The organism is Pseudomonas sp. CYM-20-01 (assembly GCF_023169845.1).
Lineage (GTDB): Bacteria > Pseudomonadota > Gammaproteobacteria > Pseudomonadales > Pseudomonadaceae > Aquipseudomonas > Aquipseudomonas azotoformans.
On sequence record NZ_AP025169.1, the window covers coordinates 682,695 to 706,303 of the forward strand.

Sequence of the window (23,609 nt, forward strand, 5' to 3'; positions counted from 1 at the left end):
GGGGGCTTGCCCCCTCCCACATCAAAGCCAGAGAAACTCAGGCCTTCGCTTGCCCCAACGGCGGCAACTTCGCCAACTTCAACGCCACCAGCAACGCGCCAATCAACAACGCCACGATAAACGCGCCGATCCCGTTCCACCCGGCGAAGTGCCAGAAGAACCCGCCTGCCGTTCCGGCAACACTCGACCCCACGTAGTAGCAGAACAGATACAGCGATGACGCCTGCCCCTTGGCCTTGACCGCGCGACGGCCGATCCAGCTGCTGGCCACCGAATGGGCGCCGAAGAAGCCGAAGGTGAAGATCAGCATGCCCGGCACCACCAGCCACAGCGGGCTGAACAGGGTCAGGGCCATGCCGGCGAGCATCAGCACGATGGTGCCCCACAGCACGCGACGGCGGCCGAGGCGGTCGGCGAGGGAGCCGATTTTCGCCGAGCTGTAGATGCCCGAGAGGTACACCAGCGACAGCAGGCCGACCACGGCCTGGCTGAGGTCATACGGATCGCCCAGCAGGCGATAGCCGATGTAGTTGAACATCGTCACGAACGCACCCATCAACAGGAAGGCTTCGAGGAACAGCCAGGGCAGGCCGGCGTCCTTGAAGTGCATGACAAAGCCGTCCACCAGGCTGCGCGGCTTGAGGCTGGTGGCGCGGAAGTTGCGCGATTCGGGGAGGATTTTCCAGAATACCGTGGCGGCGATCAGCGCCAGGGCACCGATGATCAGCATTGCGGTGTGCCAACTGACGAAGTCGATCAACACGCCGATGATCAGGCGCCCGCTCATGCCGCCGATGGCGTTGCCGCCGATGTACAGGCCCATGGCCAGGCCGATGTGCTGCGGGTGGATCTCTTCGCTCAGGTAGGTCATGGCCACGGCGGCCAGGCCGCTCAGTGACAGGCCCACCAGCGCGCGCATCAGAAGGATGCCTTCCCAGGTTGGCATCAGGCCGCTGGCGATGGTGGCCAGCGCGGCGCAGAACAGCGCGGAGACCATCACCGGCTTGCGCCCCAGCCGGTCGGAGATCGGCCCGGTGATCAGCAAGCCGAACGCCAGCATCGCCGTGGCCACCGACAGGATCAGGCTGCTTTGCGCCGCATTGATGGAAAATTCGAGGGACAGCGCCGGCATCATCGGCTGCACGCAATACAGCAGCGCAAAGGTGGCGAAACCGCCGGAGAACAGTGCCAGCACCGTGCGCATGAACATCGGCGTGCCTTTTTCGATGTACGCGTCATTGAGCTGGGCCACCACCTCATCCAAGGCAGTGGGCGGTACGTCTTGAGCGAGTGGAGCGACAGCAGCTTTCACGGGGACCTCGGGGAGGAAGAGCCTGCCGGGACCGGCAATGCAAAAAAGAATATAGCTCGCTAATGATTCTTTCCAATATATTGTTCGACCTGTTTGATAGCTTTAACGACCTAATGAGGTTTGCATGGAATTGCGTCACTTGCGGTACTTCATCGCCGTCGCCGAAGAACTGCATTTCGGCCGGGCCGCGCAGGTGCTGGGCATCTCGCAGCCGCCGTTGAGCCAGCAGATCCAGGCGCTGGAGCAAGAGGTCGGGGCACGCTTGTTTGAGCGGACCAATCGTCGGGTCGAGCTGAGCGAGGCCGGGCGGCTGTTCTTGCAAGAGGCGCGGTTGGTACTGGCGCAGGTCGACAAGGCGGCGGATGTGGCGCGTCGGGCGCAGTTGGGCGAACTGGGGGAGTTGAAGATTGGTTTCACTTCATCGGCACCCTTCAACTCCAGCATTCCCCAGGCGATCTTTGCGTTTCGCCAGGCGTTCCCGGCGGTGCACCTCAATCTTCAGGAAATGAGCAGCACCGAAGTGGCTGAGTCGCTGATGGATGAGTCAATCCAGGTGGGCCTGATGCGGCCGCTGCCGTTGCCGGATTCCTTGAGCGTGGTCGAGTTGATGCGCGAACCCTTGGTGGCGGTGTTGAACGCGGGGCATCCGTTGGTGCACGGCAGTGAACGTGGTTTGCACCTGGCGCAACTGGCGGACGAACCGTTTGTGTTTTTCCCGCGCACCTATGGCAGTGGTCTCTATGCGCAGTTGCTGAACCTGTGCCGTGACGCGGGTTTCAGCCCGCACTTCGCCCAGGAGGCGGGTGAGGCGATGACCATCATCGGCCTGGTTGCGGCGGGGCTGGGGGTATCGGTGCTGCCGGCGTCGTACCAGCGCATACGGATCGATGGGGTGGTGTATCGCACGCTGTTGGACCAGGAAGCGATGACGGCGGTGTGGCTGGTACAGCGCAGAGGTGTGCAGACACCGATGGCGAAGGCGTTTGTGGAGTTGTTGACGCGCAAGGCTGCCCAATAACCTCCGGCAAGCAAGTTGTTGTGGCGAGCGAGCTTTTTGTGGTGAGCGGGCTTGTCCCGCGCTGGAGTGCGAAGCGCTCCCAAGATCTTTGGGGCCGCTACGCAGCCCAGCGCGAGCAAGCTCGCTCACCACAACAGCCCGCTCGCCACAGGTACTGCGTTAGTCGTCAAATCGGCACTTTGCCACGGGTTGTCGGAAGGCTGTTTTCAGGCATACTGCCCCAAGTTCCCGAAAGGGGCTTGTGAGACTCTGAGGATCCTGGGCAACCAGCCATCGCAGAGCCAGGCAGGAAGCGGCGATGACAAGCCAACCTGTTTGTGAAGAGGGCGCCGAATGGCGCCCTTTGTCGTTTCTGGAGCAGCGCCGGCCTTAATTCTGTTTGGAGCTGCCCGTCTGCTCAAACAGCTGCGCCGCTGCCCCGGTCCCGTCCGCGCCGTTGTTGCGCAACCCCGCCATGATGTCGCGATCCAGCATGCTCACCCAGCGGTTGTAGTTGCGATGGATCTTGCCATCCTTGTAGCCCAGTTCGCGGCTATCGCGGTAGGTGATGGCGTAGCTGTTGCGGGTGTAGCGGATGTCGATGGCGGCGTAGTACTGGTTACGCACATTGATCTCGGCCTGCACCAGTTGCGGGCTCAGGCGTTGTACCGTCCATTCGCGCTTTTGCAGGGCGTTGACGATCACCATTTTCATTTTTTCTTCGCTGACCTGGGCGTTGGCCGGCAGGTCGTGCTGGGTGTTGAGGATCGGCTTGCTGGTGCAACCGGCGGTGACCAGCAGGGCCAGGGTGATCAAGGTGACGCGTAGCAAGGAAGACATTCCGTTTTCTCCAATCGATTAAAAAGTCAGGACCAGCGGCGGAAAATCAGCGAGGTGTTGACGCCGCCAAAGGCAAAGTTGTTGTTCATCACATAGTCGTGGTGCATCTCGCGGAACTCACCCTGCAGGTAATCCAGCTCGCCGCATTGCGGGTCTACCGAATCCAGGTTGAAGGTGTGCACGTACTGGTCGCGGTTCATCATCTCGATGCTGAACCACGACTCCAGCGCGCCACACGCGCCGAGGGTATGGCCGAGGAAACTCTTCTGCGAACTGATGGGCATGCGGCTGCCGAACAGGCTGCTGGTGGCCAGGGTTTCAGCGATGTCGCCTTGGTCCGTGGCAGTGCCATGCCCGTTCACGTAGCCGATCGCGGACGGCTCAAGCCCGGCATCTTCCAGGGCCAGCTCCATGGCGCGGCGCATGGTTTTCTGCTCCGGGCGGGTGGTGTGCTGGCCGTCGGCGTTGCTGCCGAAGCCGACGATCTCGGCATGGATATGCGCACCGCGCGCCAGGGCATGTTCGAGTTCCTCGAGTACCAGCATGCCGCCGCCTTCGCCTATCACCAGGCCATCGCGGCCGCTGTCATAGGGGCGTGGGCTGGTTTGCGGGGCGTCGTTTTTCAGGCTGGTGGCGTAGAGCGCGTCGAACACCATGGCTTCGGTGGGGCACAGCTCTTCGGCGCCGCCGGCGAGCATCAACGGCAGGCGGCCGAACTTGATTGCCTCGTAGGCATAGCCGATGCCCTGGCTGCCGCTGGTGCAGGCGCTGGAAGTGGGAATGAGTCGCCCGGTCAGGCCAAAGAAGATGCTGATATTCGCCGCCGTAGTGTGCGGCATCATGCGCACGTAGGAGTTGGCATTCAGCCCCTCGGCCACCGAGTTCAGCAGCATGTTGCCGAACGCCTTGATCTCGTCGGTGCTGCCGGTAGACGAGCCGCAGGCCACGCCCATGCGCCCGTCCTTGATGGATTCATCGCCGAGCAAACCGGCGTCCTGCAACGCCTGTTCCGCTGCCCACACCGCCAGGCGCGAAACCCGGCCCATGCTGCGCAATTGTTTGCGCGTCCAATGGGCGGGCACGACGAAGTCGTCGATCGGCCCGGCCAGGCGCGTGTTCAGTTCCGTAAAGCGGTCCCACTCGTCCATGCGCCGGATGCCGCTGCGGTTGGCGCGGAAGTTGGCCGAAATGGTTGCCCAATCGCTGCCCAGGGAGGTCATGCCGGCCATGCCGGTGACGACGACGCGCTTCATCAGCACAAACCTCCATTCACGGCCAGGACCTGGCGCGTGATATAGCCGGCTTCGGCCGACATCAGGAAGTTCACCGCACCAGCCACCTCTTCCGGCGTACCCATGCGCTGCGCCGGGATCATTTTCATCAGCTCTTCCACCGGCACGTTTTCATCCAGCATCGCCGTGTCGATCAAGCCGGGAGCGACGCAGTTGACGGTGATCTTGCGCTTGCCCAGCTCGATGGCCAGGGCCTTGGCCGCGCCAATCAGACCGGCTTTGGACGCGCTGTAGTTGACCTGGCCACGGTTACCGATCAAACCGGAAACCGACGTGATGCACACGATACGCCCAGCCGCGCGACGACGAATCATCGGCATCATCACCGGGTGCAGCACGTTGTAGAAACCGTCTAGGTTGGTGCGCATCACCACGTCCCAGTCATCTTCCGACAGGGCCGGGAACGCGCCGTCACGGGTCAGGCCGGCATTGAGCACCACGCCGTAATAGGCGCCGTGTTGCTCCACATCGGCCTCCAGAATTTGCTTGCACAGCGCACGATCCGCCACGTCGAACTGCAGCACCCGCGCCTTGCGGCCCAGGGCTTCAACCTCGGCCTGCACCGCATCGGCCTCGGCACGACCGCTGCGACAGTGCAGCACGAGGTCATGGCCGGCCTGGGCCAGGCGCAGTGCAATGGCGCGGCCGATGCCACGGCTGGAGCCGGTGACCAGTACGGATTCAGTCATGGCGTTACGTCCTTCGATTCATCTAAATAATTGGCCGCCTGGGGCGGTCGAAATACATTCAAGCGGGCGCTCGCCTGGATACCGTCAGCGGTCAGGTGGCATTCGAACACACCCATCCCATTGTCGTCTTCCAGTGAACGCAGGCCGTGGATGCTCAGCTCGGCGCCTGCCGGAAAGTGCTCCACGTTGCACTCGAACTTGCGCGTGCCAAGCAGGAAGCCCAGTGCCACCGCTTCGCCTTTCTGGCGCGCGTGGCAACCGGCGTAGGCGGCGACGCTCTGCGCCATCAATTCGATGCCGACCCAGGCCGGCAGGCTGCCGTCAGCGCGATTGAACAGGCCGCCTGGCTTGACCGTGGCGCGAGTGTGGATCTGCTCTTCATCGAACGACAGCACCTGGTCGATCAGGATCATGTCGCCCGCATGGGGCAGCAGTTCGGCGAGTGGCCAATCGATCATGGGGCCTCTCCAATAATCAGGCTGACATTGTTACCGCCGAAGGCAAACGAGTTGCTCATCAGGCAGCGTTTTTCCAGGGCCTCTGTGGCTTGCGCCCAGTGCAAGGCGGGCAGTGCCGGGTCGGCCTGGCCGTCCCAGACATGCGGTGGCACCCGGTGGTGGACCAGGCTCAACCAGCAGAACGCCGCTTCCAGCGCACCGGCAGCACCCAGGGTATGCCCGCTCATGGGTTTGGTCGATGAGCAAGGCACGCCGTGGGGGAACAGGCTGGCGACGGCCAGGCTTTCCATCGCATCGTTATGCTGGGTGGCGGTGCCGTGCAGGTTCAGGTAGCCGATCTGCTCGGGCTGCAATTTCGCGCTGGTCAGGGCCTTGCGCATCGCCTGCAACGCACCTTTGCCGGTGGGTTCGGGCGCGGAGATATGGTGTGCATCGCAACTGGCGCCGCTGCCCAGCAGGGCGATGGGTGCGGGCGCCTTGCTCATCAGGAACAGCACCGCTGCTTCGCCAATGTTGATGCCGTTGCGGTTCACCGAAAACGGATTGCAACGCTGGTTCGACACCGCTTCCAAGGCACTGAATCCGTTGAGCGTGAGCTTGCACAGGCTGTCGACGCCGCCGCAGATCACCGCGTCGCACATGCCCAGGTCCAGCAGGCGCTGGGCGCTCATCAGTGCGCGGGCGCTGGAGGTGCAGGCGGTGGAGATCACATAGGCCGGGCCGCTCAGTTGAAGCCAGTCGGCGAGGAAATTCGCCGGGGCGCTGAGTTCCTGCTGCTGGTAGTCGTAGTCGCCAGGGAACTGGTGTTCGCGCAGGTAATGGGCAATACCGCGACTGGCTTCATCAATACCCGAGGTGCTGGTGCCGAGCACGATGCCGACCCGCGATGCGCCGTAGATGCGGATCGCCTGGCGGATCTCGCCCTCGATCTGCAACGCTGCCTCCAGCAGCAACTGGTTATTGCGGCTGCTCTGCTGGCCCAACTCGGTGGGTATGGTTGCCAGCTCGCCGTGCACACCGGCCACCGGCAGCACACGTTCCGGGACCCAGCCGCTTTCGGCGCGCATGCCGGAGCAGTCACCGGCAAACAGGCGGCGGCTGACCTCGGCCTGGCCACGGCCGAGGGCGCAGATCACGCCGAGTGCGTTGAGGTAGGCGCTCATCGTGCCGTTCCTAGCGGCGTGATGCGGTAGCTCAAGGGCTGGCCGGTCATGTTCACGCTGAACACCTCGGACGACTGGTACACGATCTGCCAATGGCCCGGCAGCGTACGCGTCAAATCCATCGCCTGCGCGCTGGGGTACAGCGCACGCACGTCATCCGCCGAGGTCAGTGCAAACAACAGCGCGGCGAACAGCTCGCGTGCCTGGGGATTGGGCGGCAGCAAGCCATCGGCCTGCCACTCGCCATCGATCAACTTTTGCCGGGCCTGGGGGATGCCCAGCGGGTCCATCATCGACCAGCGAATGCCGCTGCCTTCGCGCTGGATCACCAGCAGCCAGTCCTGGCTCTGGCCGTCGGCCAGGCGTTGCACATGCAGTTGCAGCGGCAAGGCCAGGGCCGGGATTTTCGCGGGCAACGGCGCCTGGCTGGCGCAGGCCCCCAGCAGCAACAGGCAACCGATCAACAGCCAGCGCATCATGACGCGGTACTCGCCAAAGGCTTGCGTGCCACGCAGTTGACCAACGTTTCTTCGCGCTGGCCCACCGGCGGTGCCTTGCGCAGCCCCCAGCGTTCCAGCAGGCCGAAGTCACTGGCGCGGCTCCACCACAGGTATGGGTACGAAACGTTTTGCGGGCCAAACTCAAAGCCTTGTTCGCGGAGCATCTCCAGGTATTCTTCGGCGCTTTTCTGCACATGCATCGGGTGGCGGAACAGCCAGCGGATCACCCAGGTATCGATATAGGCTTCGGTGGACTCGGCAAACAGCAAGTAACCGCCCGGCTTGAGCACGCGGTAGAACTCCTTGAGTGCGCGATGCTGCTCAACCAGGTGATGGAAGGTCTGGTGGCAGAACAGGATGTCCACGCTGTCGTCCGGCACCTGCAGGGTGGCGCAGTCACTGCCGATCAGCTCGATGGCCAAGCCTTGGCGCGCCGCTTCTTCACGGCTCAGTTCCAGGCTGTGCGGGTCCGCATCCAGGCCGATCAGGCGCGCAGGGGCGAATACCTGCTGCAACAGCTTGAAGGATTTGCCCTGGCCGCAACCGGCGTCCAGCAGCACCGGTGCCTGGGGCAGCGGCTCGGTGAACAGGCCGCGCAGGTCATTGATCGCTACGCGCAACACATGGTGCTGCCAGGTGTGGCTGCGCAGGAACCAGAAGCCGAACCGGGTTTCCTCGACGTAGTTCTTACTCAAATACTGACTGCTCACGCGGCATCCCCTGCACAAATTTCCGACAACATCCGCAAGCGTCGCTTGGGCTCACTCACAAACGGGTTGCGCTCATCCCACGCATAGCCGGCGAGGATCGACGCGATCATCCGGCGAATCTCCGGCGAGCTGCCCGGATGGAAGATCACATCCTGGAACGTCCCGGCGTACCAGCCTTCGACGTAGCAACGGAAGGTATCGACACCGCGCTTCAACGGTTCGGCAAATTCGGTCTGCCAGTCGACGGTTTCGCCGTTGAGCTGACGATGCAGCACGCCGGCTGCCATGCTCGCCGAACGCATGGCGATGGTCACACCCGAAGAGAACACCGGGTCGAGGAATTCCGCTGCGTTACCCAGCAAAGCGAAGCCCGGACCGTGCAGGGCTTTGACGTTGGCCGCATAGCCGCCGATGGTCCGCGCCGGCGTATCCCAGACGGCGTTTTGCAGCACGCCGGACAGGCTCGGCGTTTCATCGATAAAGCCGCACAGGCAGGCGTCGAGGTCAGCATCGCGACCGTCAAAATGCGGCTTGGCGGCGACCACGCCCACCGAGCAGCGGCCGTTGCTGAACGGGATGGTCCAGAACCAGATATCACGCTGGGTCGGGTGTGTGGTCACCAGGATCTTGGTGCGGTCGAAGCCCGGGTGTTCGATGCGATCTTCGATGTGGGTGAACACCGCCTGGCGCACCGGAAAGTCCGACGGCAGATCCAGCTCCAGCAGGCGCGGCAATACCCGGCCGTAGCCGCTGGCATCGAGCACAAACTTAGCCTTGAGGTGGTACTCGCTGCCGTTCTCGCGGCGTACATGCAGGTAGCGCGACTCGCCCTTGAAGTCCACGCCGACGATGGTTTCGCCGTAGCGGATATCCACGCCTTGCTTGGCGGCCTGATCGGCCAGCAACTTGTCGAACTCGCCGCGCTGCACCTGGAAGGTGGTAGGTTTGCCGTTGCTGAAGGTGTCGCCGAAATCAAACGCGCTGTAGCGCTCGCCCCACGCAAATGCGGCGCCGGTCTTCACCTGGAAGCCCGCCGCCTGCACGGCGTCGAGCATGCCGGCTTCTTCGATAAAGTCGATGCAGTGCGACAGCAGGCTCTCGCCAATCGAGAACCGTGGGAAATGCTGGCGCTCGATGATCAATACATCATGCCCTTTGCGCTTTAACAGCGCGGCGGCGATGGCCCCGGATGGACCGGCACCGATCACCACCACCTGGCGACGTTCCATTTCAACTGTGGGCACGAGGGCTCCTTGCCACATTGGCGATAATCACATTCATAAGGCGTGCTTCTGTCGCCCGGCCCAGGGCGCCAGCATAAAGCTGAAGGCCAGGCCCAGGCTGACTGATAAGCCGAAATTGCTCACCGCTGGTGTACTGGACACCGCCAGCAGGCCAAACGACAACCAGGTCGTCAACGCTGCCAACAAGGTCCCCAAGAGACTGACCGCAGGACCGCCGATTTGCTCGCGCATCAGGATCGCGTAGTCGACGCTGATGGCCGTGACCAGCAGCAGGCCGAACAGGCTGAACAGCGTCAGCGGCTGGCCCAGCCAGCCGAGGCTGGCCAGGCTGCACAGCGCCGCCAGCAACGGCAGGGCGACGATACGCAAGGCACCGCCGAAGCCGAACGGCAGGATCAGCAGCAGCACGATCAATACGCAGGACATCAACTTCAATTCCGCGGCGCTGATCTGGGTGTCGGCAAACACTCGGTTCAAGTCGCCCAGGCGGTCGACTAACTGCACGCCGGGCAGATCCAGCGCTTGCACACGCAGCAGCGCGGGGTTGTTCAAGCCTTGCAGGCTGACCATCGCCGCCACGCCGCCGTCCGCCGGCCCGAGCCACAGCGTGCGCCAAGGTTCGGCCAGCGGGCCTTTCAGCGCGGCGTCGATGTCTTGTGTAGGCAGTGCTTGCAACTGGGTGACTTCGGCTTGCAGGGCACTGGCGGGTACGCCGAGGTCCAGCAGTGGTTGCCAGTGTTGCGGCAGTGCGTTCAGCGCATCGCGCACTTGTTGCTGTTCGGCGGGCAGGCTGACCAACTGATTGAGCGCCAGATAGCCCTGGAGCTTGTCCATGTTCACCAACTGATCAAGGCGTTGGCCCAGTGCGCGTTGACGCTCCAACAGTTGCTGCTGGTTATCTGCACGCACCAGGAAGAACTGGCTGGTAGGCTGGAAACCGGTGATGCGCGCCACGGCCTGGGCTTCTTGCAGCAATTGTGGCGGTGCGCCGATCCACTGGCGGATATCGTTCTTGCTGTTCAAGTGCCACAGGCCACCGACGCAAAACAGCAGCACCAGCGCCAGCAATGCCGGGCTCGGCACGCGCTTGAGCAACGACTCGCGCACCAGCCACAGGCATTGCGCGACGCGCAGCGGCCATTGCGCCGGGCGCAGTTCGACGCCCTTGAGCAGCGCTGGCAGCAGGCACACGGCGGACAGGTACGCACCGACCAGACCCGCCGCGGAGAAGACCGCAATCTGGGTCAGCGCCGGGAACGGCGTCCAGGCCAGCGCCAGGTAGCCGATGCAACTGGTGGCCAGGCTCAGGCTCAAGCCCGGCAAGGTGATGCGCAACGCCGGCCAACTGCGCCAGGGGCTCATGCTCCAGCTTTTCGACAGGTAATGCAGCGGGTAATCCACCGCCACGCCGATCAGGCTGGAGCCCAGCACCAAGGTCATCACATGCATATGGCCGAACAGCGCTACACAGGCCACCGCGCCAAACAGCATGCCCACCAGCACCGGCACAAAGGCCAGCAGCACGCGCCAGCGGCGGAAGGCGAGCAGCAGCAACAACAGGATGCCGACGGTCGCGCCGCCACCGACCCAGGTGATCTCCCGCGTGGCCTGCTGCTGACCATTGGCGGCGTACAACAAACCGCTGGCGGCGAGCAACTGCGCGCCTTGCTGACCGGCTTGCGCGCGGCTGGCCTGGAGCAGCTCCGCCACTTGCAGCGGCAGTTTCATGTCGAAGGCATTGCCGGTGGTGCGTGCCCGCAGCAGCACCCAGCTTTTGCCGTCGGCATCGGCGATCAGCGCACCGCTGCCGATATCCAACTGCACCGAACCGTGTTGCGGCTGGCTGTTCTGGATGCGTCCGGTCAGGCCCAGCCAGTCTTCCTGGCTCGGCACCAGGCTGAACCCGGTGAAAGGGTCGAACAGCGCCTGTACGCGTTGCTGGACAAACGCATCGGGATGCTCGATCAGTTGCTCGCGGTCCTTGGCCGACAGCATCGCCAGGCGGCCGCGCAGCAATTGCTCGCGCAGCGCCGGCAAGTCGGCTTGCAGGTTCCATTGCACCTTCTCAAACAGCCCGCTGGCCTGCCAGCGCTCGCCCAACTGTTGCGCCACGGCGACGGCTTGCTGGCGGTCGGCATGCCCCACCAGCACCAGCATTTCGCGGTTCAGCGGTTCTTGCATGCGTTGTTCGGCTTGCTGTTCCAGTGCATCCGGGGTGTTGCCCGGCACCAGTTCCATCAGGTTGGCCGACAGCGGCGCGCCGTGACGCCATTGCCAGCCGGCCAGGGCCAGCACGGCCGCCAGCAGGATCAGGAACAGGCGCGGCAGCAGGCGCTCACTGGGCAAAGTCGTGTTGCTCCGCGTCGCTCAAGGGCTGGGCTGCGGTGCTGTCCTGCATGCGCAGCACGGTGCTGTCGCCCTGGGTTTCCAGCAGCTCGATTTTTTGCACCAACTCGCCACCGTCGATATTGATCTGGGTGAAGACTTGTTTTAACAGCAGCGAGCGTGGGATCAACGTCAGCTTCCAGTCGTTGGCTTCGCCTTTCAATTGCAGTTCGAAGTCTCGCTGCAAACCACTGCTGTCGCCCTGCAGTACGGCGAGGAACAGCCGATTTTGCTCGGCACCGGCGCTCTTGTTCGGCAGCAGTTGCCAGCCATTGGCATCGCGACGGGCAATGCCCTGGGCGCTGATGCGGTAGTCCTGTTGTAGTGGGGTTTTCAGCAGCCACAGCAGGCCATGGTCCTTGGCGAGCACGAAGGTGCCTTTGCTGACCAATGGCTGGGGCAGGGCGCGCAGGTGTTTTTCCTGGGTAAAGTTGCCGTGGATCACCGAGGGTTTGGCCAGTTGGTCGCTGAGTTGCTGCAAATCGAAAGCGTGGGCACTGAAACTCAGGAACAACCCGATCAAAAATGTGGGAGCGGGCTTGCCCGCGATGAGCCTGAGGGCGCTGCGTAGTGTCCGGCGGATCGCGTTATCGTTGAAGTCCATCGGGGGCAAGCCCCCTCCCACATGGGATTTCATTTCAGGGCCCTTTCGACGGCGTCGGTGAAGACTTTGGGGGAGGCCAACTGCATCTCGCGGCTGGCAATCTCAACTGCCACCTGCACGGTGCTGGCGCGGGTCAAACGCTCGCCGCTGGCCAAATCGGTGATCAGGTAATTGACCTTCAAGCGGTTCTCCCACTCCACCAGGCTGGCGCGTACGTTGATGGTCTGGCCGAACACGGCGCCGCGCACGTAGCGCAGTTGCAGGTCGATCACCGGCCAGGCGTAGCCCGATTCGAGCATCGCCGTGTAGTTGTGGCCGAGCTTGTCCAGCAACGCGCAACGCGCCACTTCCAGGTACTTCACGTAATGCCCGTGCCACACGACGTTCATGGTGTCGACGTCAAAAAACGGCACGAGGATTTCAGTGTCGCAATGCAATACGCCCTGGCTACGCATGCAGCCTCCAATGTTGTTCGGCGATGCGTTGCAGGCACAGGCGCAGTTCGCCTTCCAGGGCGCGGTCTTCGATGACCGGTGGGAAGTCCTTGGCCAGCTCTTCATGCATCGCCGCCAAGGCGGGTGGCAGCGGCCGTGCATCCTCGGCCTGGGCCCGCAGCCACACGCCCTGGTTTGCGGCGAGCAGGGTTGCGGCGGCGACTTGTTCGGTCAGCTCCAGCACGCGGATCGCATCGCGGGCGGCGATGGTGCCCATGCTGACCTTGTCCTGGTTGTGGCACTCGGTGGAGCGCGAGAACACGCTGGCGGGCATGGTGTTTTTCAGGGCTTCGGCGGTCCAGGCGCTGGTGCCGATCTGCACCGCCTTGAAGCCGTGGTTGATCATGGCGCGATCAGCCGGCGCGCCGGACAGGTTGCTCGGCAGGCCGTGGTTGTAACGCACGTCCACCAGCAGCGCGAGCTGGCGGTCGAGCAGGTCAGCGACGTTGGCCACCAGGGTCTTGAGGCTGTCCATGGCGAAGGCAATGTGCCCGCCGTAGAAGTGCCCGCCGTGCAGCACGCGTTCTTCTTCGGCGTCGATGATCGGGTTGTCGTTGGCGCTGTTCAGCTCGATCTCGATGAACGAGCGCAGCCAGTTCAGGCTGTCGGCCAGCACACCGAGGACGTGGGGTGCGCAACGCAGCGAGTAGCGGTCTTGCAGGCGATGCAGCGGCGCGGTGGGCGCATCGATGGCCAGGTCCTTGCGCAGCCAGGCGGCGACTTGCATCTGCCCCGGGTGCGGCTTGGCGGCGAACAGGCGCTCGTCGAAGTGTTCCGGGTTGCCTTGCAGCGCCACTACGTTCAGCGCGGTGATGCGCGTGGCCAGTTGCAGCAGATAGTCGGCGCGGGCAAAGGCCAGGCACGCCAGGCCGCTCATCACGGCGGTGCCGTTCATCAGCGCCAGGGCTTCCTTGGGGCGCAGCACCAGCGGGTCCCAGCCCAGTTCGCGGTGCACGTCGGCGGCCTGGCGGCGCTCGCCACGGAACATCACTTCGCGTTCACCGGACAGGGTTGCGGCCACGTAGGACAGCGGCGTCAGGTCGCCGCTGGCGCCGACCGAGCCTTCTTCCGGGATCAGCGGCAGCACGTCGTGTTCGAGGAACGCGTGCAGGCGCTCCAGCAACTCCACGCGCACACCGGACACGCCGTGGCACAGCGACTGCAAACGTGCGGCCAGCACCGCTCGGGTGGCCTGGGCGTCGAGCAGCTTGCCCAGGCCGCAACCGTGGAAGGTATACAGATGACGCGGCAGCGCCTCGACGTGCTGCAAGGGCACGGCCACCACGCACGAATCGCCGTAGCCGGTGGTCACGCCGTAGATCACGCCTTCCTTGTCCAGCAGCGAGTCGAGGAACTGCGCGCCCTTGGCGATGCGCTGGCGATAGGCGGCGTCATCCTGCAACTGCGTAGGCGCCTGACGGTTGGCCAGGGCCAGCACGTCTTCGATGCGCAAAGGGCGTTCGCCAAAGGTTACCGGCTCAAGATGCGTGGTCATCGGTCTTCCAGAAAGGGTAAAAGTTGAACCATTGTTGGGGCGCTTCCAGGCAGAACTGGCCCAGGCGTGCGGCGTAGCGCGCGGTCCACAGGGCTATGACCTGCTCGCGGGTGGTGCGTTTCCATTCGATCAGCGGCGTAAACGGCTCGATGCTCAGGCGATAGCGGCTGCCGTGCTTGAGGCACATCAACAGGTTCACCGGGCATTTGAGCAGGCCGGCCAGCAGCCACGGGCCTTGGGGGAAGGCGGCGTCGTGGCCGAGGAAATCCACGCGTACCGTGCGCCCGCCATGCAGCGGCACGCGGTCGCCGGCGATTGCCAGCCACTCGCCATCGTCCAGGCGCTGGCTGAGCAGCAGCATGGTGGCCGGGTCCAGCTCGCTGACCTGGATCAGGCGCAAGTGCGTCGCCCCGGCCTCGCCCAACAGGCGGTTGAATTGTTCGGCGTGCTTGGTGTGCACCAGCACGTTCATGGTGACCTGTTCACCGATCTCGGCCAGCGCGCGGCACACTTCGAGGTTGCCCAGGTGCGCGCCCACCAGCATCTGCCCGCGCTCACTGCGCAGTTGCCCGCGCAATTGCGCCGGGTCGTTGATTTCGATCTGCTCCAGACGCAGCTTGCCGTTCCACACGTCGAGCTTGTCGAGCAAGGCGTCGGCAAAGGCCATGAACTGGCCGAAGACTTTCCAGTGGCTGGGGCGCAGTTCGTCACGCCCGCTCCAGTCGGCCAGGCGCTGCTGGTACTGCCAGGCGCTCTGGCGCGCGGTCCGGCCGAACAGGAAGAAGTACAGGACGATGCCGTACAGCACCGGGCTCAGCAGTCGACGACCAAGGACCTTGGCGGCGAAGGCGGTGAGTTTCATCAGCCAATAGCTGCCGCGTTCCTCGCGGTCGGCCCAGTGTTTGCTGCTGTCGCTCATGCCTGCCACCGTCGCCACAGGATCATCGGTGCGCGGATCAGCATGCCGAAGAACAACCGGGTGTGCATGGCCGAGATGCGTACGTTGTCGCGGAACAGGCGGAAGTGCGACAGTCCATCGGCCGGGTAATGCACCTGGGTCGGCAGCCAGCGCATCGGCTGGTTGCGCCAGGCCAGGCGCACCAGGATGTCGGAGTCGAAGTCCATGCGCGTGCCGATGTAGGCCGAGTTCATCAGCGCCAGCACCGGTGCCAGCGGGTACACGCGAAAGCCGCACATCGAGTCGCGGATCTGCAACGACAGGGTGTTGATCCACACCCACACGTGGGTCAGGTAGCGCGCATACAAACGGCCCTTGGGCACGCTGTCGTCGTATTCCGGGTAGCCGCAGATGATTGCATCGGGGTGCCGGCGCGAGGTGTCGATAAAGGTCTCGACTTCGCGCAGGTCGTGCTGGCCGTCGGCGTCGACTTGCAGGGCATGGCTGAAACCCAGGCGTGCGGCTTCGCGGAAGCCGGCCATCACTGCGCCGCCTTTGCCCTGGTTGTTGGGCAGGGTCAGCAGGGTGACGTTTTCCAGGGTCGCCAATTGCGCCAGTACCGCCGCGCACGCCGGGCTGCTGCCGTCGTCCACCAACAGGCAGGGCAGGCCGCTGTCCAGCAGGCTGCGCACCACGGCCGGCACGGCGGCTTCGTGGTTGTAAACCGGGATCAGGGCGCAGGGGTTATGCATGGCTCACCCAGCTGGCTGATAAACAACCTGTGGCGAGCGGGCTTGCCCCGCGTTGGGCTGCGAAGCAGCCCCAAAACCTATGCTGGAGTTCTGTCTGATACAACTCGGTTACCTTACTGGGGCTGCTTCGCAGCCCAACGCGGGGCAAGCCCGCTCGCCACAAGAGCCTATGCATGGTCGGCTTCCAACTGGATCCGGCCGCTGGAGCAGGCCGCAACACCATTGCGATAGGCGAAATACAACTTGCCGCGCTGCGCATCAAAGCGCAGGTGCAGTTCGATCGCATCGCCTGGGCGCACCAGTTGCTGAAACTTGAGCACTTCCATACCCGCAAAACTCGCTGGCAAATCGAGCAGTTGCTGGCCCAGGTTGAACGCCCACTCGACCTGCACCACGCCCGGCAGCACCGGCGTGACCGGGAAGTGGCCGCTGAAGTACGCCAGGTCCGGCGGGACGCTCAGTTGCACGGTCCATTCGCCGTTGGCTTCGACGCGCTCCAAGACTTCCGGTGCCTTGGGCCGGGGTGCCAGCAGCAGTGCCTCGATGTCGGCCTGAGGCAGTTTGCCCTGGCTGTTCAGCGGTAGCTGTCTCAGTAGCCGCCAACGACGCGGCAGCGCCAGGGCTTCGCAGTGCTGGCTGAGGTGTTGGCGCAAGGTTTGGGTGACGGTTCGGCGGCCTTGATTGCGCAACGCATGCAGGCCTTCAGCGCTCAACACCACCAGCGCACCGAGTGAAGCGCGATTTTCCTGGACTACGCCCAGACGGGTTTCGGCGACCCACGGGTGGGCCATCAGCGCGTGTTCCAGCATGGGCAGGGAGATGCGTTTTTCTTCCAGCTTGACGATGCGATCCAGGCGGCCAAGCAGCTCGAAACGGCCATCGGCATGGATGCGTGCGGCGTCGGCGGTTTGTTCGACATGCCCCTCAGGCAGGTATGGCGATGCAATGCGCAGGGCGCCGTCGGCATCCTGGCTCAGTTGCACGTCCGCAAACGGCTGCCAAGGCTGTGCGCCTTGGCGCCAGGCGATGCCGCCGGTTTCCGAGCTGCCGAGAATCTCGGTCGGCCACTGCTGCAAGCGGTCGTACAGGCTGCCGGCGGCGTCCACCGGCAATGCGCCGCCGGACGAAAACACCCGCGACACCTGGCTCAGCGCCGGCCAGTCGAGGTTATCGCCCATGCGCTTGAGCAGTGCCGGGCTGGCAACCCAGGCAAAGTGCGCGTGCTCGCGGCTGGCGCGCTGCATGTCTTCAGGGAATGCCAGTTGCCTGCGCACAAAGGTACGGCCGGCGCACAGCGGCCAGAGTACGCGGAACAGCAAACCGTAGATGTGTTGGGTGGCGACGCTGCCGATGATGCAGGCGTCCTTGAGGTCCTGGCCCCACAGGGTTTCCAGGGCCTCGACCTCGTTGGCCAGTTGGCGCAGGGTCTTGTCGATGCGCTTGGGTTCGCCGCTGGAGCCGGAGGTGCACAGGCTCAGGTGGCAAGTGTCCAGGTCAAGTGCGGCAGCGCTCAGTGGCGCCGCATACAGCGACTCAAGGTCAACCGCTTCGGTCAGCCAGGCATCGACGACCTCATCCCAGCGTTGGCGGGTCTGAGGTTGCAGGTCGGCGGGCAGCAGTACGCTGACCCCGGCCCGCCAGGCACCCAGCAGGGCAATCGCCAGCAGGCCCGCGTCTTCCAGGTACACGGCCAGGCGCTGGATACCACGCGCTTGCAGGCCTGCGGCCAGGCTCAGGGAGTCTGCCCACAGCTGGGCGTGATTCATGGCAGGTTCGGTGGTGACCGGACGCTGTTTCAGCGGCTCAAGCAACAGATGCTCAAGTTTCAACCCATTCATACGCGGCCTCGAACCCTTTGTCGTACCAACCATTCCACGGCAAACAACAGCCCCATCAGCCCGTAGGCGATCAGGCCGTTGTACAACGTCCACCAGCTCAGCGGCGCCCACAGGGTGAGGGCGGCGGCGAGCAGGCCATTACACAGAAAAAATACACTCCACACCACGGTGACCTGGCGGGTATACACGATGGCGTGGGGCGGCAACACCGGGTCGGTCATGCGCGCCAGGCGCTCGACCATCGGCGGGCCATATTTGAGGCTCAGGCCGAACAACGCCAACATGAACCCACTGACCAGGCTCGGGTACCAGCGCAGCAAGTGCGGGTTGTCGAACCAGGCCAGCAACAGGCAGAACACAATCACCGCCAGCGCCATCCAGCGGCTGCCAGGGCGTCGTGCACCGGTCAGCGCGCGCAGCAGCCACAGGCCACCCAGCAACAGGCCGAACTGCCACGGTGCGAAGTGTTCGGTGCCGTAATACACCGCGAAGGGGTACAGCAGCCCCGCCAGCAACAGGCCAAGGCCGATCAGCCGGCTCATGCGGCAGGCGTGACCAGACGGTACACCGCCTCAACCACGTCGTTCACGGTGCGCACAGCCTTGAATTCCTCGGCGGCGATCTTCTTGCCGGTCTGGCGCTTGATATGGTCGATCAAGTCGACGGCGTCGATGCTGTCGATTTCCAGGTCCTGGTACAGGTTGGCGTCGAGGGTGACGCGTTCCGGCGGCAGTTCAAACAGTTCCACCAAGGCATCGCGCAGGGTGTTGAAAATATCGTCACGAGTTTGCATGGTCCGGTCTCAAGCTGCCTGTCTGGCCGTGACGAACGCCGCAAGGCTGGCCACGTTGGTGAAGTGATTGCGGGTGTCCTTGGCATCGGCATCGATCTTGATGCCGTACTTTTTCTGGATCGCCAGGCCCAGTTCCAGGGCGTCTACCGAATCCAGGCCGAGGCCTTCGCCGAACAGGGTCTGCTCGCTGCCGATGTCGTCGACGCTGATGTCTTCCAGGCCCAGGGCCTCGATGATCAGCGCCTTTATGTCGTGCTCAAGGCGGTGTTGGTCGCTCATCTTCGGCGAGCTCCTTAATAAAATAGTGATGCAGGTAATCGTTGAGCTTGCGTGAGGCCTGGGGCGCTGGCCCCAGTGTTGCGAACGCCTGTGGTTCTATATCGGCACCCACCCGCAAACTGAAGTGCACGCGGCATTTCGGGATGCGATACCAGGGTTCGGCCTTGGTCAGCGTGGTCGGGCTGACCTTGATCACCACGGGGGTGATGATTGTCGCACCCCGCAGTGCAATGGCGGCACCGCCGCGATGAAAGGCAGGCGCGGCGCCGGGTGTGGTGCGGGTGCCCTCGGGAAAGATGATCAGGGTCTGGCCGCTGCGCAGGGCGTCTGCGGCAGCATCGAGCATCTCGGCACTGCCGTCGTTGCTGATATAACCGGCGTCGCGCACCGGGCCACGGGTGAACGGGTTCTGCCACAGGCTCTGCTTGACTACGCAGTTGGCCTGGCGCACCAGGCCGATCAGGAACACCACGTCGATCAGCGACGGGTGGTTGGCGATGATCATCTGGCCAGGGCGGCCGAGCTTGTCGGCGCCTTCGACGCTGTAGGTCAGCACGCCGGCGCGTTGCATCAGGCGGATAAAGAACCAGAACAGCCAACTGATCGTGTGGCGCGCGCGGCTGCGGTGTCTTGCAGCGCTGCCTGGCAGGCAACTGAGCAACGGAAACACCAGCAAACGCAGGCACAGCCCGCCGAAGCCGAATAGCGCAAAGCTGGCGGCGGTGGCGAACAGGCGCCAGTAATAGGCGTCTCGTGGTTTGTCATTCAGGGCTTGCGTTGCCAGTTCCATACGCGGTTCTTCCAGGCATGTTGGCAGGCGACCTGTTCAGCGAGCAGGGTGCGCAGCAGGTTCAGGGCGTGGGGCCACTGGGTTTGAGTGTGTTGGACAGTGCCGCTGTTCAGTTCCAACTGCCACTCGTCGCCCGGCGTCAGCAGCAGACCGAGGGCGTAGGGGAAGGGTACGTCAACGATCCAGCTGGCATAGGCTTCGGGCGGCTGCTCCTCGGTAATCACCAGTAAAACCGCTGGCGCGCCCTCGTTGAGCAGCGCGGCGGCTTCGAGCATGCCGTGCTCCAGGCCATCGCCGGCGGCGGCGAGGGCGGTCATTTCGCTGGTTTCATTGCGCAGGATCGACCAAAGGCCAATTACCGCGTTGTGCACCGACAGGCTGAACTGGGTCGGCGACAGCGGCTGCTCGCTGGCCAGGTCGCTGAGGATGTCGAGGGTGCGCGGGGTCTCGCCATGCCGGGAAATAAACACCAGCGGCAGGTCCTGCAGGCCTTCGGCCAACGGCCAACCCACGCTGAACGCCATGCGTGCCAGCCTGCTCAGGCGGCGGCGCTGCATGGCCGGCAGGAACGAGACGTCAGGGGCTGCATCACTTGCGGGCAGCAACGCCGGCGCCTGACACCAGGCGCGCCAGTCGTCCACGCTATCGAGCCCGGGGGCCCAGGCGCGCCATTGGGCGATGTTGAAAGTGATCACTGAGAAGTTATCCCGCCCCTGCGGGCTTCCATGTGCGGCTGTTGGCCCCGAATACCGGGACAGGGAACAATAGCCGAATGGCGCGCATTATCCCGGTGCCGTGGGGTTCTAGCAAACTTTGGTAAAGATTTGTGCACGGTCGATTACAAAATAGTGGAAAGAATTTACAGATTGTCCTTTACCCAGGGGCTGGCTGGATTGTCGGACCGTTCTTTTTAATCTGTGGGCTGTGTATGACAGTCATCGCGCCAATGGCATGGTGATGCAGCAGTGCATGGATGAACGAGGTAGCTAACAGGCGCTTTTGCCCTCTACACTCGGACATTCATTGATACACGGAGGTTTTTCCATGCGGCGTGTGGTGTTCAATCAAAAAGGCGGCGTTGGCAAGTCCAGCATCGCCTGCAACCTGGCGGCAGTCAGCGCCAGCGAAGGTTATCGAACCCTGTTGGTGGACCTCGATGCGCAAGCCAACTCAACCCAATACCTCACTGGGTTGACCGGCGACGATATACCCATGGGCATTGCCGAATTCTTCAAGCAAACCCTGTCTTCCGGGCCGTTTTCGAAGAAAAACCGGGTGGATATCTACGAGACGCCCTTCGACAACCTGCACGTGATCACCGCAACCGCAGAACTGGCGGACCTGCAGCCCAAGCTCGAAGCCAAGCACAAGATCAACAAGCTGCGAAAGCTGCTGGATGAGCTGAGCGAAGATTACGACCGGATTTACCTGGATACGCCTCCAGCACTGAATTTTTATGCGGTTTCGGCGCTGATTGCCGCTGATCGCGTGTTGATCCCCTTCGATTGCGACAGCTTCTCGCGCCAGGCGTTGTATGGCCTGCTGGCTGAAATCGAAGAGCTGAAGGAAGACCACAACGAAGGGTTGGAAGTGGAAGGCATCGTGGTCAACCAGTTCCAGGCCCGGGCGAGCCTGCCGCAGCAGATGCTGGATGAGCTGATTGCAGAAGGCTTGCCGGTATTGCCGGTGTACCTGGCCAGTTCCGTGCGCATGCGCGAGTCGCACCAGGAGAGCAAGCCGCTGATCCACCTGGACCCACGGCACAAGCTGACGCAGCAGTTTGTAGAGTTGCATAACCTGCTGGAAAACGCGTAACGAAGATTCAATGTGGGAGGAGGCTTGCCCCCGATGACGGAGAGCCGGTCGACACCTATGTGACTGATACACCGCTATCGGGGGCAAGCCCCCTCCCACATTGGCCGGCGACGCTTTTGAAATTTAGGTTAGATGCCTTGGCTACGTAACCAGCTCATCAACTGCGGCAACGCAAACGCCCCACTCTGGCGCGCCACTTCGCGGCCGTTCTTGAACAGAATCAAACTGGGGATCGAGCGAATCCCCAACTGCGCCGCCAACTGCTGATTGGCCTCGCTGTCCAGCTTGGCCAAGCGGCACTTGCCCTCCAACTGCCCGGCCGCCTGCTCGAACACCGGCGCAAACGACTTACACGGCCCACACCAGTCGGCCCATACATCCACCAGCAACGGCAGGTCGCCTTTGATCTGGCTGGCGTAGTCGCCTTGTTTCAGCTCAAACGGCTTGTTCAACAAAACCGGCTGCTTGCAGCGCCCGCACTTTGGCGCATCACCCAGGCGTTCACCGGGGATGCGGTTGAGGCCGTTGCAGTGAGGGCAGGGGATGACGAGGGGTTCGGACATTGAGGGCTCCTAGAATGTGGTCGATGGATCCTACTTGGAGCCAGGGCCGGTATTTATCAAGACAGCAGCATCATTGTGGCGAGCGGGCTTGCCCCGCGTTGGGCTGCGTAGCAGCCCCCAAGATGGTTGTGCGATTTCGGGTGACTAATCAGGGCCGCTTCGCGCCCCAACGCGGGGCAAGCCCGCTCGCCACAATGGAGGGCATCGTTCTTACGATCTTAGGAAGAACAACTAATCTCCAAATGCTTCCCCCAATCCGGCGGCCGCTGTGCGTATTGCTCCATCCCCGCCTGCTCCTCAAACGGCCTGGAAAGCACTTCATGCAGCCGTCGCACCTCGCTGTAATCCCCAGATTCGGCGGCAACGATGGCGTTCTGCGCCAGGTAGTTGCGCAAGATATACAGCGGGTTCACCGCATGCATCCGCGCTCGGCGCTGTTCTTCGCTGTATTCCCCATCCCGCTCAACGCGCGCCTTGTACTGCTCGGCCCAGGCATCAAACCCGGCCAGGTCGACAAAGTCATCGCGCAACCGTGCCACGGCCAACGCCGCCGACTCATCCCCCAGGCGGCGGAAGAACAGCGTGTAATCCACGCCGCTGTTCTGCATCAGCTTCAACAACCGCTCGACCAGCTGCTGGTCATCGTCTTCGGCGGTGGTCAGCCCCAGGCGGCGGCGCATCAGGTCCAGGTAGTTCGCCTGGTACAGCGGCAGATACAGCCCCAGTGCTTCCTTCAACGCATCGACGCTGATAAACGGTGTCAGCGCCTGGGCCAGTGCACTCAAGTTCCACTGCCCGATCGGCACCTGATTACTGAAGGAATAGCGCCCTTCGTGGTCCGAGTGGTTGCAGATGAAGTGCGCGTCAAAGTCGTCCAGGAACGCAAACGGCCCGAAGTCGAAGGTGATGCCCAGGATCGACATGTTGTCGGTGTTCATCACCCCATGGCAAAAACCGTAGGCCTGCCATTTGGCGATCAGCTCGGCGTTGCGCTCGACGATTTGGCGGAACATCGCCAGGTACGGCTCGGGCTGTTCGCGGCACTCGGGGTAGTGCAGGTTCAATACGTGTTCGGCCAGTTGCGCCTGCTGCTCGGGCTTCTTGGTGTAGTAGAAATACTCGAAATGCCCGAAGCGGATATGGCTGGGCGCCATGCGCAACACCATCGCGCCGCGTTCCTGTTTTTCGCGCCACACCGGGGTGTCGGAACCGATCACGCACAGCGCGCGGCTGCTGGGGATGCCCAGCGCGTGCAGTGCTTCGGACGCCAGAAACTCGCGGATCGACGAGCGCAACACCGCGCGGCCATCACCCATGCGTGAGTAAGGCGTCATGCCGGCGCCCTTGAGGTGCAGGTCCCAATGCTCACCTGCCTGGTTGTACACCTCGCCCAGCAGCAACCCACGGCCATCGCCCAGTTGCGGGGTGTAACCGCCGAACTGATGCCCGGAATAGACCATCGCCCGCGGCTCTGCCTCGGCCCACAGTTTGTGCCCTCCGAACAGTTCGGCGAACACCGGTGTTTCGGCAACGGCGGGGTCCAGGTCGAGCAGGGCCATGGCGGCCTCGCTCGCCACGACCAGGCGCGGTACGTCGAGGGGCTCGGGCAATACGTGAGTTGAGAACGCATCGCCCAGGCGTGCGAAGCGATTGTCGAAGGTCAGTTCGTCGAGGGCTTTCACCGGCCATCTCCAGCAG

General features: G+C 63.3%; 25 protein-coding genes. 2 read left to right on the forward strand and 23 right to left on the reverse strand.

The features are described from left to right. Positions 1 to 37: 37 nt before the first annotated feature. The gene (locus M2497_RS03035; protein ID WP_248485781.1) at positions 38 to 1,312 is read right to left on the reverse strand and encodes an MFS transporter; all 1,275 of its coding nucleotides are present in this window, start codon (positions 1,310 to 1,312) and stop codon (positions 38 to 40) included. Between the two features lie 124 nt (positions 1,313 to 1,436). Here M2497_RS03035 and M2497_RS03040 point away from each other — a divergent pair, with 124 nt between their 5' ends. Next, entirely contained in the window at positions 1,437 to 2,330 is an 894-nt protein-coding gene (locus M2497_RS03040; RefSeq protein WP_248485782.1) for a LysR family transcriptional regulator, read from the forward strand. A gap of 369 nt (positions 2,331 to 2,699) precedes the next feature. On the opposite strand, the gene M2497_RS03045 is transcribed toward M2497_RS03040, so the two are convergent. From M2497_RS03045 to M2497_RS03140, 20 genes are all read right to left on the reverse strand, one after another. Continuing rightward, positions 2,700 to 3,149: a hypothetical protein gene (locus tag M2497_RS03045; RefSeq protein ID WP_248485783.1), complete on the reverse strand. Its 450-nt coding sequence runs from the start codon at positions 3,147 to 3,149 to the stop codon at positions 2,700 to 2,702. 26 nt (positions 3,150 to 3,175) lie between these two features. Next, positions 3,176 to 4,402, reverse strand: coding sequence for a beta-ketoacyl-ACP synthase (locus M2497_RS03050; RefSeq protein WP_058423656.1), 1,227 nt, complete (start codon positions 4,400 to 4,402; stop codon positions 3,176 to 3,178). Further along, the gene (gene fabG, locus M2497_RS03055) at positions 4,402 to 5,130 is read right to left on the reverse strand and encodes a 3-oxoacyl-ACP reductase FabG (RefSeq protein WP_071497120.1); all 729 of its coding nucleotides are present in this window, start codon (positions 5,128 to 5,130) and stop codon (positions 4,402 to 4,404) included. The genes M2497_RS03050 and fabG overlap by 1 nt, the downstream gene beginning before the upstream one ends. Further along, positions 5,127 to 5,588 (reverse strand): hotdog family protein, encoded by a 462-nt coding sequence (locus M2497_RS03060; protein WP_248485784.1) that lies wholly within the window; start codon positions 5,586 to 5,588, stop codon positions 5,127 to 5,129. The genes fabG and M2497_RS03060 overlap by 4 nt, the downstream gene beginning before the upstream one ends. After that, positions 5,585 to 6,751, reverse strand: coding sequence for a beta-ketoacyl-[acyl-carrier-protein] synthase family protein (locus tag M2497_RS03065; protein ID WP_248485785.1), 1,167 nt, complete (start codon positions 6,749 to 6,751; stop codon positions 5,585 to 5,587). Before M2497_RS03065 ends, M2497_RS03060 begins: the two co-directional genes overlap by 4 nt. Then, the gene (locus tag M2497_RS03070) at positions 6,748 to 7,230 is read right to left on the reverse strand and encodes a hypothetical protein (RefSeq protein WP_248485786.1); all 483 of its coding nucleotides are present in this window, start codon (positions 7,228 to 7,230) and stop codon (positions 6,748 to 6,750) included. Before M2497_RS03070 ends, M2497_RS03065 begins: the two co-directional genes overlap by 4 nt. After that, entirely contained in the window at positions 7,227 to 7,961 is a 735-nt protein-coding gene (locus M2497_RS03075) for a class I SAM-dependent methyltransferase (RefSeq protein WP_248485787.1), read from the reverse strand. The genes M2497_RS03070 and M2497_RS03075 overlap by 4 nt, the downstream gene beginning before the upstream one ends. Then, positions 7,958 to 9,205 carry an NAD(P)/FAD-dependent oxidoreductase gene (locus M2497_RS03080; RefSeq protein WP_248485788.1) on the reverse strand — a complete coding sequence of 416 codons (1,248 nt, stop codon included), beginning with the start codon at positions 9,203 to 9,205 and terminating at the stop codon, positions 7,958 to 7,960. The genes M2497_RS03075 and M2497_RS03080 overlap by 4 nt, the downstream gene beginning before the upstream one ends. A gap of 33 nt (positions 9,206 to 9,238) precedes the next feature. Then, the gene (locus M2497_RS03085) at positions 9,239 to 11,551 is read right to left on the reverse strand and encodes an MMPL family transporter (RefSeq protein WP_248485789.1); all 2,313 of its coding nucleotides are present in this window, start codon (positions 11,549 to 11,551) and stop codon (positions 9,239 to 9,241) included. Beyond that, entirely contained in the window at positions 11,541 to 12,194 is a 654-nt protein-coding gene (locus tag M2497_RS03090; protein WP_248485790.1) for an outer membrane lipoprotein carrier protein LolA, read from the reverse strand. The genes M2497_RS03085 and M2497_RS03090 overlap by 11 nt, the downstream gene beginning before the upstream one ends. 29 nt (positions 12,195 to 12,223) lie before the next feature. Further along, on the reverse strand, positions 12,224 to 12,649 hold the full coding sequence (locus M2497_RS03095; RefSeq protein WP_058423647.1) for an acyl-CoA thioesterase: 426 nt from the start codon (positions 12,647 to 12,649) through the stop codon (positions 12,224 to 12,226). Continuing rightward, positions 12,642 to 14,183, reverse strand: a complete 1,542-nt coding sequence (locus M2497_RS03100) for an aromatic amino acid ammonia-lyase (protein ID WP_248485791.1) — start codon at positions 14,181 to 14,183, stop codon at positions 12,642 to 12,644. Before M2497_RS03100 ends, M2497_RS03095 begins: the two co-directional genes overlap by 8 nt. After that, a complete protein-coding gene (locus M2497_RS03105; protein ID WP_248485792.1) occupies positions 14,167 to 15,102 on the reverse strand; it encodes a glycosyl transferase in 936 nt (311 codons plus the stop codon). The genes M2497_RS03100 and M2497_RS03105 overlap by 17 nt, the downstream gene beginning before the upstream one ends. Next, a complete protein-coding gene (locus M2497_RS03110) occupies positions 15,099 to 15,833 on the reverse strand; it encodes a glycosyltransferase family 2 protein (RefSeq protein ID WP_248485793.1) in 735 nt (244 codons plus the stop codon). The genes M2497_RS03105 and M2497_RS03110 overlap by 4 nt, the downstream gene beginning before the upstream one ends. A 167-nt stretch (positions 15,834 to 16,000) precedes the next feature. After that, the gene (locus M2497_RS03115) at positions 16,001 to 17,671 is read right to left on the reverse strand and encodes an acyl-CoA synthetase family protein (protein WP_248485794.1); all 1,671 of its coding nucleotides are present in this window, start codon (positions 17,669 to 17,671) and stop codon (positions 16,001 to 16,003) included. Then, the gene (locus M2497_RS03120) at positions 17,668 to 18,213 is read right to left on the reverse strand and encodes a hypothetical protein (protein ID WP_248485795.1); all 546 of its coding nucleotides are present in this window, start codon (positions 18,211 to 18,213) and stop codon (positions 17,668 to 17,670) included. The genes M2497_RS03115 and M2497_RS03120 overlap by 4 nt, the downstream gene beginning before the upstream one ends. Further along, positions 18,210 to 18,464, reverse strand: a complete 255-nt coding sequence (locus M2497_RS03125) for an acyl carrier protein (protein WP_016979215.1) — start codon at positions 18,462 to 18,464, stop codon at positions 18,210 to 18,212. The genes M2497_RS03120 and M2497_RS03125 overlap by 4 nt, the downstream gene beginning before the upstream one ends. Before the next feature lie 9 nt (positions 18,465 to 18,473). Next, on the reverse strand, positions 18,474 to 18,743 hold the full coding sequence (locus M2497_RS03130; protein WP_058423641.1) for a phosphopantetheine-binding protein: 270 nt from the start codon (positions 18,741 to 18,743) through the stop codon (positions 18,474 to 18,476). Beyond that, a complete protein-coding gene (locus M2497_RS03135; RefSeq protein WP_248485796.1) occupies positions 18,721 to 19,533 on the reverse strand; it encodes a lysophospholipid acyltransferase family protein in 813 nt (270 codons plus the stop codon). Before M2497_RS03135 ends, M2497_RS03130 begins: the two co-directional genes overlap by 23 nt. Continuing rightward, positions 19,509 to 20,228 (reverse strand): beta-ketoacyl synthase chain length factor, encoded by a 720-nt coding sequence (locus M2497_RS03140; RefSeq protein WP_248485797.1) that lies wholly within the window; start codon positions 20,226 to 20,228, stop codon positions 19,509 to 19,511. Before M2497_RS03140 ends, M2497_RS03135 begins: the two co-directional genes overlap by 25 nt. A 349-nt stretch (positions 20,229 to 20,577) precedes the next feature. Between M2497_RS03140 and M2497_RS03145 the strand changes: the two genes are divergently transcribed. After that, the gene (locus M2497_RS03145) at positions 20,578 to 21,348 is read left to right on the forward strand and encodes a ParA family protein (RefSeq protein ID WP_248485798.1); all 771 of its coding nucleotides are present in this window, start codon (positions 20,578 to 20,580) and stop codon (positions 21,346 to 21,348) included. A 128-nt stretch (positions 21,349 to 21,476) separates the two neighbouring features. Here the strand turns inward: M2497_RS03145 and trxC are convergent, their stop codons facing one another. Together trxC and selO are read right to left on the reverse strand one after the other, a co-directional pair. After that, the gene (gene trxC, locus M2497_RS03150) at positions 21,477 to 21,911 is read right to left on the reverse strand and encodes a thioredoxin TrxC (protein WP_248485799.1); all 435 of its coding nucleotides are present in this window, start codon (positions 21,909 to 21,911) and stop codon (positions 21,477 to 21,479) included. A gap of 218 nt (positions 21,912 to 22,129) precedes the next feature. Beyond that, complete coding sequence (gene selO, locus M2497_RS03155; RefSeq protein ID WP_248485800.1) at positions 22,130 to 23,593, reverse strand: protein adenylyltransferase SelO; 1,464 nt, start codon at positions 23,591 to 23,593, stop codon at positions 22,130 to 22,132. Positions 23,594 to 23,609: the final 16 nt, after the last annotated feature.